At 51.8% G+C, this 15,125-nt stretch carries 21 protein-coding genes; 19 read left to right on the top strand and 2 right to left on the bottom strand.

What is annotated here, in order from left to right:
- The first annotated feature begins 20 nt into the window (after positions 1-20).
- From AC6I8T_RS12420 to AC6I8T_RS12365, 12 genes are all read left to right on the top strand, one after another.
- Positions 21-911 carry a phage minor head protein gene (locus AC6I8T_RS12420; RefSeq protein ID WP_497834301.1) on the top strand — a complete coding sequence of 297 codons (891 nt, stop codon included), beginning with the start codon at positions 21-23 and terminating at the stop codon, positions 909-911.
- A 30-nt stretch (positions 912-941) separates the two neighbouring features.
- Positions 942-1,562, top strand: coding sequence for a hypothetical protein (locus tag AC6I8T_RS12415; protein ID WP_497833927.1), 621 nt, complete (start codon positions 942-944; stop codon positions 1,560-1,562).
- A gap of 59 nt (positions 1,563-1,621) precedes the next feature.
- The gene (locus AC6I8T_RS12410; protein WP_497833926.1) at positions 1,622-3,055 is read left to right on the top strand and encodes a DUF2213 domain-containing protein; all 1,434 of its coding nucleotides are present in this window, start codon (positions 1,622-1,624) and stop codon (positions 3,053-3,055) included.
- A complete protein-coding gene (locus tag AC6I8T_RS12405; RefSeq protein ID WP_497833925.1) occupies positions 3,055-3,498 on the top strand; it encodes a hypothetical protein in 444 nt (147 codons plus the stop codon). The genes AC6I8T_RS12410 and AC6I8T_RS12405 overlap by 1 nt, the downstream gene beginning before the upstream one ends.
- A 12-nt stretch (positions 3,499-3,510) precedes the next feature.
- Entirely contained in the window at positions 3,511-4,542 is a 1,032-nt protein-coding gene (locus AC6I8T_RS12400) for a major capsid protein (protein WP_497833924.1), read from the top strand.
- A 40-nt stretch (positions 4,543-4,582) separates the two neighbouring features.
- On the top strand, positions 4,583-4,897 hold the full coding sequence (locus AC6I8T_RS12395; RefSeq protein WP_497833923.1) for a hypothetical protein: 315 nt from the start codon (positions 4,583-4,585) through the stop codon (positions 4,895-4,897).
- Between the two features lie 2 nt (positions 4,898-4,899).
- Positions 4,900-5,277, top strand: coding sequence for a DUF7370 family protein (locus AC6I8T_RS12390; RefSeq protein WP_497834300.1), 378 nt, complete (start codon positions 4,900-4,902; stop codon positions 5,275-5,277).
- 170 nt (positions 5,278-5,447) lie between these two features.
- On the top strand, positions 5,448-5,798 hold the full coding sequence (locus AC6I8T_RS12385; RefSeq protein WP_497833922.1) for an uL10 family ribosomal protein: 351 nt from the start codon (positions 5,448-5,450) through the stop codon (positions 5,796-5,798).
- 2 nt (positions 5,799-5,800) lie between these two features.
- Entirely contained in the window at positions 5,801-6,241 is a 441-nt protein-coding gene (locus AC6I8T_RS12380; protein ID WP_497832276.1) for an HK97 gp10 family phage protein, read from the top strand.
- Positions 6,238-6,621 (top strand): phage tail termination protein, encoded by a 384-nt coding sequence (locus tag AC6I8T_RS12375; RefSeq protein WP_497832275.1) that lies wholly within the window; start codon positions 6,238-6,240, stop codon positions 6,619-6,621. The genes AC6I8T_RS12380 and AC6I8T_RS12375 overlap by 4 nt, the downstream gene beginning before the upstream one ends.
- Positions 6,622-6,645: 24 nt before the next feature.
- A complete protein-coding gene (locus AC6I8T_RS12370) occupies positions 6,646-7,389 on the top strand; it encodes a phage tail tube protein (protein WP_497833921.1) in 744 nt (247 codons plus the stop codon).
- 50 nt (positions 7,390-7,439) lie between these two features.
- Positions 7,440-8,177 (top strand): DUF6246 family protein, encoded by a 738-nt coding sequence (locus AC6I8T_RS12365; RefSeq protein WP_497833920.1) that lies wholly within the window; start codon positions 7,440-7,442, stop codon positions 8,175-8,177.
- A gap of 13 nt (positions 8,178-8,190) precedes the next feature.
- Here the strand turns inward: AC6I8T_RS12365 and AC6I8T_RS12360 are convergent, their stop codons facing one another.
- Together AC6I8T_RS12360 and AC6I8T_RS12355 are read right to left on the bottom strand one after the other, a co-directional pair.
- Positions 8,191-8,697, bottom strand: coding sequence for a hypothetical protein (locus AC6I8T_RS12360; RefSeq protein ID WP_497833919.1), 507 nt, complete (start codon positions 8,695-8,697; stop codon positions 8,191-8,193).
- Between the two features lie 3 nt (positions 8,698-8,700).
- Entirely contained in the window at positions 8,701-8,991 is a 291-nt protein-coding gene (locus AC6I8T_RS12355) for a hypothetical protein (RefSeq protein WP_497833918.1), read from the bottom strand.
- A 192-nt stretch (positions 8,992-9,183) separates the two neighbouring features.
- Between AC6I8T_RS12355 and AC6I8T_RS12350 the strand changes: the two genes are divergently transcribed.
- The 7 genes from AC6I8T_RS12350 (at position 9,184) to AC6I8T_RS12320 (ending at position 15,122) form a co-directional block, all read left to right on the top strand.
- A complete protein-coding gene (locus tag AC6I8T_RS12350; RefSeq protein ID WP_497833917.1) occupies positions 9,184-9,477 on the top strand; it encodes a hypothetical protein in 294 nt (97 codons plus the stop codon).
- 63 nt (positions 9,478-9,540) lie between these two features.
- Positions 9,541-12,570: a tail protein (tape measure) gene (locus tag AC6I8T_RS12345; protein WP_497833916.1), complete on the top strand. Its 3,030-nt coding sequence runs from the start codon at positions 9,541-9,543 to the stop codon at positions 12,568-12,570.
- 36 nt (positions 12,571-12,606) lie between these two features.
- Positions 12,607-12,819 (top strand): hypothetical protein, encoded by a 213-nt coding sequence (locus AC6I8T_RS12340; RefSeq protein ID WP_497833915.1) that lies wholly within the window; start codon positions 12,607-12,609, stop codon positions 12,817-12,819.
- Between the two features lie 56 nt (positions 12,820-12,875).
- A complete protein-coding gene (locus tag AC6I8T_RS12335) occupies positions 12,876-13,229 on the top strand; it encodes a phage tail protein (RefSeq protein ID WP_497833914.1) in 354 nt (117 codons plus the stop codon).
- Positions 13,226-13,930: a phage minor tail protein L gene (locus AC6I8T_RS12330; protein WP_497833913.1), complete on the top strand. Its 705-nt coding sequence runs from the start codon at positions 13,226-13,228 to the stop codon at positions 13,928-13,930. The genes AC6I8T_RS12335 and AC6I8T_RS12330 overlap by 4 nt, the downstream gene beginning before the upstream one ends.
- Positions 13,927-14,655, top strand: coding sequence for a C40 family peptidase (locus AC6I8T_RS12325; RefSeq protein WP_497833912.1), 729 nt, complete (start codon positions 13,927-13,929; stop codon positions 14,653-14,655). The genes AC6I8T_RS12330 and AC6I8T_RS12325 overlap by 4 nt, the downstream gene beginning before the upstream one ends.
- Positions 14,598-15,122 (top strand): tail assembly protein, encoded by a 525-nt coding sequence (locus tag AC6I8T_RS12320; protein ID WP_497833911.1) that lies wholly within the window; start codon positions 14,598-14,600, stop codon positions 15,120-15,122. Before AC6I8T_RS12325 ends, AC6I8T_RS12320 begins: the two co-directional genes overlap by 58 nt.
- Positions 15,123-15,125 lie beyond the last annotated feature (3 nt).

Genomic DNA, 15,125 nt, shown 5'->3' with positions numbered 1-15,125 from the left:
CTGGTAAGTCAGTCAGCAAGATGGCCCGCGATATTGATGAACGGTATTACCAGATAAAGCTGACGCTCAAATCGCTGTTTGATCAGCGCCTGACCGGGCGGCAACGCGAGGGTAATTCGCACCAGTGGCATTTCCTGTGTCATCAGAACGGTGACATGCCGACGCTGTACCAGGTCAACGCCTCAGCCTACATCTACGACATGACGAACCAGCAGCTCAACGAGATGCTGAATCTGATGCAGGCAATTCTGGATAATCACCTGCTATCTGGCGGCGAAAATGATTTCTGGGCTTCCGGTTATGTAGAGCAGGAGCTACAGCGCGGCACGTTTGAGGCATTCAACAATCTGTCCCGACAGTCTGATTACTACGCCCAGCAGACAACGCTGGCGCAGCTGTTGAGCAGCCCGGCGTACCAGAACCAGGTAGCAGCTGCCGCGCTGTCCACCTACAGCGACTGGAAAAGCATCAGTGACGCAGCGCGCGGCGACCTGGCGAGTATTGTGATCGATGCGGTAGCTCGTGGTGTGAACCCGCTTGAAACCGCGCAGGTTGTCAGCAAACGCCTCGATGTATCCATGTCTAAGGCGCTGACCATTGCACAGACAGAGCAGGTTGGCGCGCTGCGTAAAGCCCAGCGCAACGAAACAGAGTGGACGCGGGACCGGCTGGGGCTTAATACCGCCATGCTCTGGATGTCAGCGCTGAAGCCCACCACTCGCCCGTGGCACGCCTCGCGTCACGGCAAGACGTACACCACGGAAGAGGTTGAACAGTTCTATGCCGAAAACGGCAACCGCTATAACTGCTATTGCTCGCAGATCCCGGCATTGCTCGACGACGACGGCGAGATAGTGAACCGGGGGATGGTGGAAAAACTGGCGAAAGAGCGTGAGCAGTGGAGCTCATAGTTTTGTATCATGAATAAAAAGGAGATGTTTATGCATGAACACACAGACTACTCGCCGGATTTATATCATTGGATTAAAACAGATTACTTTGGTCAAGATGAAGAAGTAGCTCGGGAGAAAGCATTTGAGGTGATGCTAAAGATTTTCGATGACGGATTTCTTAGAGCATCGGGTAAAGACACATTCAAAAAAATCAAAAGTATTTGCTTTACTGAGTCTCCAAAGGAAGTTAAAGCACATCAAACCTCGCGTTATACAACTTTTGGCTTTTCGTTCACAAAAGAATACATATTTAGTATTGGCGGTAGGCATGTAATCTACCAGACAAAAGAAGAGGGTGAAGCAATGCCTCCCTGTATGCACTGGCGGCATGTAACTTACAATCCATTAGACACACGTAAGCGAGAGGCTGGCATCAATTTCACTTGGGAACGTGAATGGCGTCTAAATGAACCTGAGCTGGATGTGACAAAAGCTATTAAAATTATTGTTCCTTCTTTGAAGTATGCTGAAGAAATCTCAAATTATTTGCACATCCAACATCCAATCAAAGAAGCATACTGGCTCATGGGTTCAATGGATGCTACAGAGCCAAATGAGTTTGAGAGATACTCACAAGATGTTCAGCATCTAATAGAAATATTTTCATAAACATAAAGCCGCGAAAGCGGCTTTTTTATTGCCCTTAATCCATCAATGAGGACGCGACGTTGAAGTTATCGAGCATTCACGTTAAATCCCTCGCCATTAACACCTCCAACATCTCAACGACCTCCATCGATGGTGCCGAGCATTACGTCATTCGTGGCGTGGTGCCGATCGTCGATAACATCGTGATGAACGGCGGCCTGTATCCGGCGGAGGAGATTAACAACAGCTACCAGTCGATGGAAGGCAAGCTGATGCCGCTGTCGCACCCGAAGGTAGACGGCAACTATGTCAGCGCCAACGACCCGCGCGCCGTGAACAAGTATCACGCTGGCGCGTGGGCGCAGAACGTCAGCAAGGCCGGTGACAAGGTCGTGATGGACGTTTACGTGAATAAGGCGGTGGCTGAGTCTAAACCGGACGGCAAACGCCTGATTGAGCGCCTCGATGGCATGCTGGCAAACACCAACACCGACCCGATCCACGTTTCCACCGGCCTACTCACCAACAAAGAAACCAAAGCGGGCGAATCGAAGGGAAAGAAGCATTCGTGGATCGCCCGCAACATGCGTTTCGACCACATAGCCATCCTGCTTGATGAGCCGGGCGCTGGCACGCCAGCAGAAGGCGTGGGCATGTTCGTTAACGCCGATGGTGAACAGGGTGAGGTTGAGAGCGCCAGCATTACTGAGGCGGCCAACAACACACAGGATGGCATCTGGAACAAGGTGAAATTCTTCTTCAGCAACGCAGCGGATATGTCCTTCGACGACATCTACCAGGCGCTGCGCATGGCTATCAAATCCGACGATAAGACATGGCGATACATCGCCAGCGTCTGGCCGGATCATTTCGTTTACGAACAGGACGGCGAAGGCGTTACGCGCAAGCTGTTCGACCAGAAGTACCTCATGGCTGACGGCGCGGCGACGCTGGTTGGCGATCCTGTAGAAGTCGTGCGCAAACCCACTGAGTACGAAATTAAAACCAACGGAGAAATTAATCCGATGAAAGACCTGATTATCAACGCGCTGCAAGCCGCAGGTAAGCCGACCGAGGGCAAATCGGAAGCCGAACTGCTCGATGCCTACAACCAGATGAAGGCGGAGGAAACGGGCAAGAAAAAAGGCGGTAACGGTGAAGGCGATGACCTCGATCCGGAAACCGGTAAGCCGAAGAAAAAACCGGCACCCACCAACAACAGCGATCAGGCACCAGCCTGGTTTGCTCCGTTTGCCGAAAAACTGACCAGCATCGAAAGCGGCCTGACAGCTAACGCTGACAAAGAAAAGGTCGTTAAGCGCGCTGCCGTAAAGGTGAAGTTTGGCCTGGACGATGCAGTGGTCAACGCGATGGACGGTGCAGCGCTGGACGGCATGTATGCGAAGTGCCAGACCTCGCACGGCCTCAACGGTGGTTTTCATCATAACAGCCAGGATAACGACCAGTGGTCGAACTATGACCTCAACACCGGTACGGATCAGGAGAATAAATAATGCCTCATGTCATTTATCGCGGCCCGGTCGAGCGTGAACCGGAAACCCTTAATCTGGCGGTTGCTACCGCGCTCACACCTGGTGTGGTGGTGAAGAAAAACACCACCGGCGGTGTCACTGTCGCTGCCGACCCGACCGGTCGCCTGCTGATTTTGGGCAATCGCCGGTTTCTCGGTCAGGACATCAACACGGCCTATGCCGCCAGTGAAACAGGCGTGCAGTACCGCGTTGAGGTTGACCAGGAGTATTACGTGCAGCTGGCCGCCGCCGCTTATACGGTTGGTCAGGAGCTGACCGTGGGTGCGGGTGGTGTATTCGCTGCGGCAGCCGAAGGCGACATTGTGGTTGCCACCTTTGACGAAGCAGCCGCCCGCACGCTCACCGCACAGGGTTTTGCCGACGTGGTGATCGTTAACTCCTACACCAAACCGGCTGCGGCCTAAGGAACAAACAGAATGCTTAAGTTTACTGTTGATCAGCAAAAGCTAATCCTCAATGCCCGTCGCCGCTGGGACATGATGCAGCGCAACATGGCCGTCGCGCATGGTTTTGCGATGAATGACGCCAACGGCCAGTTCATCGCGTATGACCAGTTGGTCGGCAACGCCTCAGTGCTACCGAAGGATGTGTGGGGTGAGTGGGACCGTTCGGCTATCACCGTTCAGCGCGATGTGCTGGCCGTGTTTAATGATCTGGCCGCCAGCGTGTCCCGCCCGATGGCCCTCGGCAAGCTCATCCACTACTTCATGACGCTGTCCGACTCTGGTGATGTGAACGTCAGCCTGGATGGTCGCGGCAAAGCTAAAACAGATCAGCCTGTCATGGATTACGAAGGTACGCCGCTGCCGATTATCGATAGTGAGCTGTCATTCGGCTGGCGTCAGATGCTGGCGGCGCAGACCGAAGGCTATTCGCTGGATAGCGACGCTATCTCTAACCATCAGCGCAAAGTCGCTGAGAAGCTGGAGGACATGGCGCTGAACGGCGATGCCAATATCAACGTCGGTGGTGCCAAAATCTTTGGTTTGCGTACCGCGCCGAATCGTGCGACCGGTACGACTGCGCTGGATCTAAACGGCGCATCCGGTGCGCAATGGGTTGAGGCCATCAAAGAGCTGATCAGCCTTTTGCAGGACAACAACTTCTTTGCGCCGGTGACCATCTACCTGAATTACAAAGACTGGTTTTACACCACCACCACGGATTATGCGGCTAACTACCCCAAAACCATCTTCACCCGGATCATGGAAATCCCAGGTGTGGCCGCACTCGTTCCGGCGTCAAAAGTACCTGCTAACGAGCTGCTTGGTGTGGTCAAGCGCAGCGATGTGGTGCAGATCCTTAACGGTATGCCGCTGACTATGCGCCCGAAAGCACGCCAGAATCCGGAAGACGATTATGTCTTTACCGTGCTGGCCGCAGCGGCACCGCAGTTCAAACACGATGCGGAAGGCCAGGCCGGTTACGCCCAGCTGACCAAAGCCTGATTAACCGGGGCTTCGGCCCCACTCATTTTGCGGAGGGCATATGCCTGAAGAAAAACAGAAGTGGATCCTGACACATGACAGCCATGAGCTGAAAAAGGGTGAGGTGTACGAAGGCGCAACGCTGCCTGCTTGGCTGGCTGGCAAAGCGACGCCTGTATCGGCTGATGCATTCGAAGTGTCAACGCCCGGTGCTGCTGATGTAAAAAAGCTGAAAGCGGAGATCACCTCGCTGACGAAGCGTGCTGAAACAGCAGAAGCCAGCTTGGTGGAAGCCAATACCAAGTTGGAAGCGGAGACCAAACGCGCTGATGAAGCGGTCGCAGCGCTGGCAGCAGCAACCAAGAAGGAAGGTTAATGATGGCAGCCCAGATCACTGCGGAGGATGTAAAGTCGCTGCTCACTGAGCTGGGCTATTCCATCCCTGATGTTCTCCTGACGCCGATCCTGAGTGCAGTCAGTAAAATTGATACCTGCCTGGACGGTGCCGGTTACGACGAAAGCACGCAGACGCTGATTAAGCTGTATGCGGCGGCTCTCATGTCGGCGTCATCCGGTGCCCGGCGCATCAAATCGCAGGGCGCACCTTCAGGAGCTTCGCGGTCGTTCGATTATGATGATGAGGGGCTAGCCAATCTGCGTACGGCCCTGTCACTGGCCGACACATCCGGTTGCACCGAGTCGCTGCCGATTTCCGCCGGGCAGAGCGCTGGCTTTTTCATGGTGCTGGGTGGTTGATATGCAATGGATACCAGCCTCTCAACTCCCCAAACCATTCGAACGCGTATGGCTCAAAACGTCCACTGGCCGGGAAACAACCGGCTATGTGAATAGCCGCGGCGAATGGGTAATTAACTGTCGGCGTATCGCTGCTGAAAAGCCAACTGTAATCAGCTGGAGACATTGATATGTCGTCATTGGCTAACTGGTCATACACGGCTCAGGCGACCATCTGGAAAAAGCTCGAAGGCCAGAACGAATACGGTGATCCGCTCGGGTTTGACGCACCGCTGGTCATCTTTTGTGATTATCAGGGCGGTCTGTCAAAGCGTGTCGGCGATATTGGCGGCGAGAAGGTGGTGAAAAATACCATCTGGACCGAATACGCACTGGCCGATACCGGCGATTACATCCTGATCGGCGTATCGACAGGCGCAGATCCGATTGCCGCCGGTGCCGATGAGATAATGCAGGCCATTCGATATGCGGATACGTTTGACCGTCTGGCCGATGATTTCGCGATCATTACTGGAGCTTGAATATGGGTATCAAGATCAGAGGTGTGGCAAACAGCGTTAATGCCCTGAATCGCCTTATCGACGATATACAGACGCGGAAAATTCCCCGCGCCCTACAGTCGGCGAACCTCGTTATTGCCGCACAGGCAGCAATCATCACCCCGGTTGATACCTCCACGCTTCTCAATTCTCAGTTTCGCGAGATTATCGTTAACGGAACGCGGATCACCGGACGGGTTGGTTATTCCGCCAACTATGCGCTTTATGTCCACAACGCATCCGGGAAACTCAAAGGGCAGCCGCGTGCGCATTTCGGCAAGACCCGAGACGGCAAGGAGTTCGGTGGCGGCTCCGGTACTGGAAATTACTGGGATCCGCATGCAGAACCTCATTTCCTTACCAAAGGGGGGGAGCAGGCGAGGGATGATGTTGATCGGGTTGTCAGGAAGGAGTTATCACTTTGAACCCTCCAATGCACACGCGGGTGCGCAATTATTTTGAGGATGCCGGGTTACTGACTGGATTCACGCCGCAGTTGCTGGTGTGGAACGACACAGGACAGCTGACTGAAGCATTTATGGTGTTTCGCCCTAATGGTGGTTCATCAATCCAGCATGACCTCGGCAGCGAGTATTACGTGATGGTCGATGTGGTAGGTGCAAAAGGCGGTAACAGTGCTGCCGACGCTGCCATGCAGACCATAATCGATTACGTCCAGAAAAACCCCATGACCGACAACTGCGTTGGTTATCTGCAAAACCTCGGCGGCATCCCGGCCCCCGTTCTTACAACCGAAGGCCGCCTGGTCTATCGGCTCCAGTTCGTCGCCACCTACGGCGATTAGTTAAACGTCAAAGAGGAATTACTCATGGCAAATTGCCAGAACAGCAACGAACGTTTGTTCGGTGGCGCGGTTGTGCTTGAAGTTGCTGACGGATGCAGCGACGTAGTCCCTGTTGAGTCAGAATGGAAGGCGCTGGCGGCAGGCACCAGTAAAACTTTCGACTTCAACCCAAACGCCACAACCAGTGATGCGGATGACGGCGGCGGCTATGTTGAAAGCATCATCACCAATGCCGATTTCACTATCAGCTTTGAAGGTGAAGTGCGTAAAAAGGATAAGCTGGATCAGTATGGTGTTGGCAAATTCATCAAATACTTTGCCACTGAGCTTGCTGCTAAGCGTCAGCCTGGTCTCTGGGTTCGTATGGAATTCGGTCCTGTCACCTTCCAGGGTTATATGGTGATCACCGCGCTCAGCTCAGACGGCGGAACCAACGACATCACAACTTTCTCAACCGAGTTTAAAGTTGGTGATGCGTCCACTATTCAGGCATATGACACGCCTGAAGACGTACCAGTAACCGGTGTTACCGTCGCACCATCTACCGCATCAGTTGCTGAAGGCGCTACCACTCAGTTAACACTGACTGTCGCACCTTCTGATGCAACCAACCCGGCAGTAACCTGGTCATCTTCCAACACGGCGATCGCCACAGTGAACTCTTCCGGCCTGGTGACAGGCGTTGCAGAAGGATCGGCCACCATTACTGCAACGACCGCAGACGGCGGATTCACATCCACTTCTGTAATCACTGTTACCGCTGCGTAATTATTACAAGGGGCGGCGTGCTGCCCCTGATAATGGTTATGGAGACACTGATGATCCCCCTCAAAGAAATTGGCGAGTGCCTGATAAGCGATGGCGATCAGGATTTCTTTTTCCGACCATCGTTTATTGCAATGACGCAGTTGGGTTCACCAGAAGAAATCGTGACCACCTTTCATGATTTGTTCGATGATAGCGTGGCTCGAAAGATAGTTGCCGAGATTCAACGCCTAAGTAGCGTTTCAGCGTCAATGCGCATCCTCTACACGGCGATGACTGGAAAGGTTGACGATCAGCAGTGGCTGTTGCGGCAACTGTGCAGCGCAATGTCTGCCAAGCGAACCATTATGGCTGCGTATTCTGTTATCCAGGCATGCTGTGACCGGGACGCCACTCCATTAATTGGCGAACTCATACCCAGCAAAAGTGGCAAATGGGCTTTCGTTTACCGCGCCGGAAAGCTCCCGGTGGCAGACATGATAACGGTCGCGCGATCGCTAATTGTTCATGGCCTGATTGGTAAAGCGAAGGTGCGACGCCTCCAGCGGCATGAATCATCAACCGGTTCGACTGAGTTCAGTGCGCTTGAGTACATCAACGCAGCACGCAACCATTTCGAAATCAGCCGACATGAAGCTGAACAACTCACGATGACTGAGTTTCAGATGATGATCGCCATGAAGTACCCCGATCAGAAGGGCTTCACCCGCGAGGAATACGACAAAGTAGCAGATGACTATCTGGCTAAGAAGGCGAGGCGGCTAGCAAAGGGTCAAGAAAACCCGGCCTGAACCGGGCTTTTTTTTATTGTTGAGATTTGGCCTGATCCACTCGTATGTCAGTTAGGACTGTACTCATTTTATCCAGCTTGACGTTTAGCTGAGAGAAATCCTGGCGCATGTCTTCTCGCAGAGCCTGATTATCACTCGAAGCCCCATCCCTTACTGAACTTATGTCAGCTCTGACATCATTTATGTCAGAGTGAAGCAAGGAAAAGGTGCCCCCAGCGATCGCTAAAGCTGCGACAATCAGTGTGGCTGTCAGGCCAATAGCCCAACCTACCGTTAGTGGTGATGAAGTTGGTACTGTCATAATTTCATCTGCTGTTATGAGCGGTTGCTGTACAAGTAGAGTGTTGACATGATCATAGGCAAGATTTGAAGGTAGAGCTATCGTTTTGATGCTCTTAATTACCGTTACAACCGAAGAAGATGTAATTTTAGGAATTTCTACTGGTTGTGTATCTTCAAATCTGGCAACTGATAGTGTGAATGCATTACTGAAACCATATGAAGATATGGTGGCATCCATTTGTTAAATATCCTTTAACTTCTTAAGTTGATCTTCAATTGCAGTAATCAGTTGACGAGCTTGGGCTTCCGTCAGTGTCACAGAACTTACGTTCTTGAGTATCATCTTTGCCTGAGCGCTCATTGTACCACCTTCATTAATGCTCTGTTCAGCAGATTTGTCTATAGCAAAAATCGGCCTCATAAAAAGTAAGTCGAGATATGCTTCAGTGCCAAATTTGTAACCTGTAACGCCTGTGGTGGCGGCGAATACAGGAACATTTTCATTTTCGCTAATTTCAGGTGTATGATTCATTTTAATTCCTTTTCAAACGGTTAGACAAAAAACTCTTTTCTCAGTATCTTTTTTACTTAAAAACCAGAATAATCCTAACGCTATTTTTACGTTCTTAATATCCTGACATATGATCAGTGCTTATGGTTTTGCACTTTTTGTCACCTGCCCCATGCTAAGATTTAACCCACTGTTACTTATGGGGATAGGGATATGGGGAAGCTGTTTATTGCGATGCTGTCTATAGTGCTTGCTGGATGCGTATATGTAGGCACTAATTTTGATGAGTCAAAGCTGGCAAATGTCCAGAAAGGTGTGACCACGAAACAGGAAGTTATTTCCATGTTTGGCGAGCCGACGACAACCACGGTTGACTCTGATGGTAACGAGGTTCTGATGTGGTCATACAGCATCGGTAGCGCTTTCGGTGCTAACGCAAAAGTGTTGAGCGTTCAAACTCATAATGGGAAAGTACAGTCGTACACGGTCAGCAAATCAAAGGTCTGACATTATAAATTGATAAAAAGTGAACCTCGCTTCGGCGGGGTTTTTTTATGCCCGGAGATCCGTATGTCAGAAAAGGTTGGGGAGATTTATTACGACGTTGAGTTGGAGACTGCCCAACTCCTGACTGGTGCCAATGAGGTTAAATCGGCGTTGTCGGACATGACCGGTAGCGCTAAGAACACCGGGAAAGCAGTTGATAATCTTGGTAAAGAAGCAAAATCTACAGCTTCTAATCTGGACCAGATCACCAGTCATGCAAAATCAATGGATGGTAGCCTCCAGTCGCTGAATACCACTTTTTCTGCCGTAGCCACAGCCATCAGCCAGGCCAACACAAACTCTCTTGCCGCCAGCATGACGCTGACACAGATGAATGCCGCCATGCAGACACTGATTTCATCGGTGAACTCTATGGCGAGCGCGATGAAAGAATCATCCAGCAGCACGGCGGCAGTATCAAGGGAGTATTCACGCGCAGAATCTATCATCGAGGGGCTTGGTAACCAGATAGCCATTCTGGAAGAGGCAAACGAGAATGGAGCGCGGAGCGCTGCTGTCCTGGCTGCACAGTTGCGTGCCGGTTCTGCTGCGACTGATGACGAGAAGCAGAAGATAGGTCAACTGACAGGTCAGCTTTTCGACATGAAAAACAGCACCGATCGGGGTGCAAAAAGCCACGGTAACTGGCGCACACAGATGCAGCAGGCCGGTTACCAGGTGCAGGATTTCATAGTACAGGTTCAGGGCGGTCAGTCTGCGCTGGTGGCATTCAGCCAGCAGGGTTCTCAGCTGGCCGGTGCATTCGGTCCGAGCGGTGCCATTATCGGTGCGATAATCGCTTTGGGATCTGTACTGGCAGGAACGCTGGTTAAATCAATGGGCAGCGCTGAAGACCAGATGAAAACGCTGGCAACTGCCACAAATGCCCTGAATGATGTGATTAACATTTCTCAGAGTGGCGTGGCCGCTTTGTCGGACAAGTATGCTCTGCTGGCACGCACAAACGCTGAAGCAGCCACGATATTGCGCAATCAGGCAATAATCGAATACAACCAGGCGGTGTCAAAACTGCCTTCAGCAATAAATGATGCGGCCACTTCAATTTTCGGACTTGGAGATTCTGCGAAAGCAGCATTTGCTGGGGCAACTGTCGGCATAAGCGCGTTCAATGACATCCTTAAAGCCAATCAGATCGAAACAGATAATGTCAAAGAGGCATTTAGCCAACTGGCGTCGAGAGGTGATGCTGCGCAGGGATCAATGCTTACATTTTCCAGCACGATTTCAGCCTTATCATCCAATTTTGGCATTTCTGAACAGCAGGCTTTCAATTTAGCCAAACAGTTGCAAAATGTCTCCCAGACCAAATCCCCCGAGGCTTTGCAAGCGTTGGTGTTGGAGCTACAGGGGATAAAATCATCTTCCACTGATGGGCAGGTGGCGCTTACTGCTTTTATCAGCAAATTGGTCAATCTTGTCTCCGCTTCTGCAAATGCGAAAGCAAACGTTGCGGCTCTAAAGGGGGAGATGGATAACCTGACTCAGGGACAGAAAAACCTGATCCAGCAGTCGCAGAGGGAACTGGCGCTATCAAAGCTACAAGGAGCAGCTCGTGCAAGGTTGCAGGCGCTATACAAAGCTGAAGATGCAGGGTTCACCGGAGACAGCTCACAAGCTATTCAGATGCAAAATGAGGCCGAACAGACATATAACAATGTCCAGGCTCAGCAGAAACTTAAAACCAGCGGTAGCCAACTGGCTAAGCAGGAAGAGTCTGTCGCTCAAAAGTTGGCAAATCTGAAACATCAGTCTGAACTCGCTGCAAACTCGACAACTGAACTGAGCCGTGAACAGGCCGTCCTGACTGCGCAGCAGTCTCTCGGCAAAGGGGCAACTCAGGAACAAATCGCGCTGGCCGGGCAGTACGCAGCCAAAAAATGGGACACGGCAAACGCACTTAAGGCTCAGGCAGCAGCTGAAAAGCTCATCCCGGAAGCCAAGGAAAATGCCAGCTATGCGCAGGATGTTAAGGATCTACAAACTGCCTACAATGCAAAGAAAATAACCCAGCAACAGTATAACCAGACCAGTGAACAGCTGGAGCAACAGCATCAGGTTAATTTAGCCAAGATCCGGGCAGAGCAAAATTCCGGGGTTTCACCTTTGCAGGATGCCCAGGGTGCAATTGACCCTGTCCAGCAACTTGCAAATGAGAACGCCCGTAAACTGGCGCTCATCCAGCAATTCGAAACTGAAAAGGGCGTACTGACGCAGAACGGGCTGGCGCTTATGAATGCTGCCAACACCGAGTATGAGCAGGCTCGTATCGCCGCACAATGGCAGATTTACAAAGCGCAAAGTGATTCAAACGCATTATTGGGAACAGCCATTGAATCTTTGGGTGGTGGTGCCACTAACGCTATCACCGGGCTTCTGAATGGAACTCAAAGCCTTTCGGAAGCATTCGCCAACCTTGGTACATCAGTCCTCAATGGTCTGGTAAGCAGTTTGGTCGAGATGGGCGTGAGATGGGTTGAATCGGCTGTCATGGGCCAGGCCGCGCAGACCACTGCGATCGCCAGTAACCAGGCAACCGCGGCAACCGCTCTGACAGCATCTGTTTTTGCCGGGTCAGCCGCAGCTGCTGAACTGCTGGCAGCATGGTCCCCAGCGGCAATGGCGGCATCAGTAGCAACCTCAGGCGGGGCAGCAGCAGCGGGCATGACGGGCTTCACAACGGCAATGACAGCTGCCCAGGCAATGTCACTCACTGGTGCTCGCGAACACGGCGGCCCGGTCAGCGCCAACAGCATGTATAAGGTGGGAGAGGGCGGTAAGCCTGAAATCTTCAAGGCCAGCAATGGCAGCCAGTATATGATCCCAGGTGATAACGGCTCCGTTATTAGCAACAGGGACATTGGTAGCTCCAGCAGCGGATCGACAATTCAGCAGGAAGTGCATTTCAATATCCAGACAACCGGTGGCATTGATGATGCAACCATGAGCAAGATGGCTGCGATGATGAAGCAGGTTGCGCTATATCAAATCAAAGATCAGCAGCGCCCGAGAGGTATGTTAAGTAAAACAAAATAATGCTGTAATAATTACCTGACAACAAGGAGTAAGAAAATGCAACGCTATATCGAAGATATTACTGCTTTCGAGCATGAGGACGATTCGGGAATTATTGCCACGGTTAAGTTCATTTATGAGGATCATAACCGGACCATCAAAGTATTAGTGCGCATACCTTACGACAAATTGGCGTCTCTGGCTGAAATTGAGCGGCGTCTGTTTGAAAAAGCCAAGCAACAGCTGCAAGAATTGGTTTCGGAAATTTAATATTCACACTGCATATTGAGAACCCGCTCCGGCGGGTTTTTTATTTGGAGTAACCCATGCCAGAAACTTTCACATGGTCACCGCAGAAGGCTTACACCGTCTCGCGGCAACCGAACGTGTCCGTCGTGTCTCTGGGAGACGGCTATGAGCAGCGTCAGACCAAGGGCATCAATTCACTAATGGACAGCTACTCGCTTAAATTCGTGGGTTATGACGATACAAAGTGCTCCCGACCTAATGTGGCAAAAGAGGCCGAAGCCTTTATTAAAGCGCGGATGGCAGTTGATTCATTTTACTGGACGCCGTCAGACACTGGAGTTCAGGCGCTTTTTGTGTGCCGATCGTGGTCGATGACTAAAACTGGCAATTATTACGAGTTAACCTCAACATTTGAACAGGTGCCACGATGAGAGATATACCCGCCGAACTCATTATCGAAAGTGTTGATGCTGGTGTCGGCGCGATGCTCGATCTGTTTGAGCTTGACCTTCAGGCATTTGGCGGCGATGTGATCCGCTTCCATTCAGGTACGAACGGTTATTACAACGATGTCATATGGAAGGGGAATGCTTATTCAGCCTATCCGATTGCTGTAGAGGGGTTCGAAACCAAATCCGAGGGAACCTATGCCCGTCCTACAATGGCTGTCGCCAACATGGACGGTCTGATTACCGGGATCAACAGTGATTTTAACGATGCAGCTGGGGCAACGCTGACCCGCCGGCAGGTGCTGGTAAAACATCTCGATGCGGTAAACTTTCCGAACGGGAATCCGGATGCTGATACCACGATGGAGGCTGTGTCTCGTTACACCGTGGAGGAAATGTCTGAAGAGACACCCGAGCAGGTCACTTATAACCTTTCCACACCGGTAGACCAGGACAACGCGGTGATCCCCGGTCGCACCATTCTTGCTGATGTATGCCAGTGGCTTTATCGGGGTGACGGTTGCGGTTACAACGGAGGTGCGGTGGCTGATGAGTTCGATCAGCCCACATCGGATACAACGAAAGACCGGTGTTCAAAACACCTGAGCGGTTGTCGTCTTCGGTTCCCCGCACCAGCGGTTAAACCCTACGGGGGCTATCCTGGGGCGAGCAAAATATCATGACGCTGGAAGATGAATGCCTGATCTACGCTGCTTCATCCGGTAATGAAGTGTGCGGATTGATCCTGGATAACGCGCGCCTTATCCGCTGTGAGAATGTCCATCCACAGCCATCTCAGCATTTCAGAATAAGCGATGAGGACTGGACAAGCGCTGAAGCGGCGGGAGAAATCACCGCCGTTTTTCATTCTCACCCGAAATCAAAACCGGTGCTGTCACCTGCTGACCGCACTGCACAGATTGCCACTGACATCGACTGGTGGCTCGCCAGCGCTGGGGTGCTGCGCAAAGTCCGTCCCGTTCCGTATCTGCTGGGACGCCGGTTCGTTCATGGCATCACGGACTGCTATACGCTGTTTCGGGATGCCTATCATCTCTGTGGCATCGATTTGCCTGATTTTGAACGCACGAACGGGTGGTGGCTGCGCGGTGAAAATCTGTATTTAAAAAACATGGCAACCAACGGATTTTATGGCGTTGCCGACGCAGATATCCAGCCAGGCGATGTCATTATCCGGCGCGCATTTCCCGAGGCCGACCCGTGCCACGCGATGATCTGGCTGGGGAATAACACCATTCTCCATCATGAGGTTCATGGGCGGCTGAGTCGCCGAGAGCAGTTGCGCCCAATTTACATACCGCTGATCCATTCCATCTGGAGGCATGAACAATGCTCATCTTTAGATTTGCGGGGAATCTACGACGACATTTCCGCCAGATCGCTTTAAACGTTGATACCCCTTCTCAGGGGCTGCGCCTGCTGCTGGCTCAATGCCCCGCCTTCAAGCGTGATTTTTATAAAACCCGTCTGCGTATCCGCATCGATGGAGGTGATGTGTCCAGCGATAGGCTGGCGTTTCATATGGACCGTCATCTGAAAGATGGTGCAGCGGTGTTGTTTGTGCCAGTAGTTGAAGGGGCAATTACGGCTGCGGCTGCGGCCTGGATTATGGTGGCGGTCACGGTCGCTTCGGTTGCCTACTCGCTTTATATGACATCCACGCTGAAAACCGCCAGTTCATCGGAAAACGATTCGACCAGCATCACCAACAATTCATTTACCAGTGCCGAAAACCGCGTAGGGCAGGGGAGTCCGGTTCCGATTCTGCTGGGCGAGATGGTTATCGGATCGAATGTAGCCAGTCTCGGCATTGATACCAGCAACAATGAAGACTGGGACATCTCAATCGGCTGATAG

It is taken from the genome of Pantoea sp. X-Soil-OKNW-556 (assembly GCF_059730695.1).
This window is presented reverse-complemented; position numbering and strand designations above follow the sequence as displayed.

Excerpts from the sequence above, each read along its gene's own strand:
- AC6I8T_RS12420 (WP_497834301.1), top strand. The coding sequence starts at position 21 with ATGGCCCGCGATATTGATGAACGGTATTACCAGATAAAGCTGACGCTC.
- AC6I8T_RS12415 (WP_497833927.1), top strand. The coding sequence starts at position 942 with ATGCATGAACACACAGACTACTCGCCGGATTTATATCATTGGATTAAA.
- AC6I8T_RS12405 (WP_497833925.1), top strand. The coding sequence starts at position 3,055 with ATGCCTCATGTCATTTATCGCGGCCCGGTCGAGCGTGAACCGGAAACC.
- AC6I8T_RS12400 (WP_497833924.1), top strand. The coding sequence starts at position 3,511 with ATGCTTAAGTTTACTGTTGATCAGCAAAAGCTAATCCTCAATGCCCGT.
- AC6I8T_RS12395 (WP_497833923.1), top strand. The coding sequence starts at position 4,583 with ATGCCTGAAGAAAAACAGAAGTGGATCCTGACACATGACAGCCATGAG.
- AC6I8T_RS12390 (WP_497834300.1), top strand. The coding sequence starts at position 4,900 with ATGGCAGCCCAGATCACTGCGGAGGATGTAAAGTCGCTGCTCACTGAG.
- AC6I8T_RS12385 (WP_497833922.1), top strand. The coding sequence starts at position 5,448 with ATGTCGTCATTGGCTAACTGGTCATACACGGCTCAGGCGACCATCTGG.
- AC6I8T_RS12380 (WP_497832276.1), top strand. The coding sequence starts at position 5,801 with ATGGGTATCAAGATCAGAGGTGTGGCAAACAGCGTTAATGCCCTGAAT.
- AC6I8T_RS12370 (WP_497833921.1), top strand. The coding sequence starts at position 6,646 with ATGGCAAATTGCCAGAACAGCAACGAACGTTTGTTCGGTGGCGCGGTT.
- AC6I8T_RS12365 (WP_497833920.1), top strand. The coding sequence starts at position 7,440 with ATGATCCCCCTCAAAGAAATTGGCGAGTGCCTGATAAGCGATGGCGAT.
- AC6I8T_RS12360 (WP_497833919.1), bottom strand. The coding sequence starts at position 8,697 with ATGGATGCCACCATATCTTCATATGGTTTCAGTAATGCATTCACACTA.
- AC6I8T_RS12355 (WP_497833918.1), bottom strand. The coding sequence starts at position 8,991 with ATGAATCATACACCTGAAATTAGCGAAAATGAAAATGTTCCTGTATTC.
- AC6I8T_RS12350 (WP_497833917.1), top strand. The coding sequence starts at position 9,184 with ATGGGGAAGCTGTTTATTGCGATGCTGTCTATAGTGCTTGCTGGATGC.
- AC6I8T_RS12345 (WP_497833916.1), top strand. The coding sequence starts at position 9,541 with ATGTCAGAAAAGGTTGGGGAGATTTATTACGACGTTGAGTTGGAGACT.
- AC6I8T_RS12340 (WP_497833915.1), top strand. The coding sequence starts at position 12,607 with ATGCAACGCTATATCGAAGATATTACTGCTTTCGAGCATGAGGACGAT.
- AC6I8T_RS12335 (WP_497833914.1), top strand. The coding sequence starts at position 12,876 with ATGCCAGAAACTTTCACATGGTCACCGCAGAAGGCTTACACCGTCTCG.
- AC6I8T_RS12330 (WP_497833913.1), top strand. The coding sequence starts at position 13,226 with ATGAGAGATATACCCGCCGAACTCATTATCGAAAGTGTTGATGCTGGT.
- AC6I8T_RS12325 (WP_497833912.1), top strand. The coding sequence starts at position 13,927 with ATGACGCTGGAAGATGAATGCCTGATCTACGCTGCTTCATCCGGTAAT.
- AC6I8T_RS12320 (WP_497833911.1), top strand. The coding sequence starts at position 14,598 with ATGCTCATCTTTAGATTTGCGGGGAATCTACGACGACATTTCCGCCAG.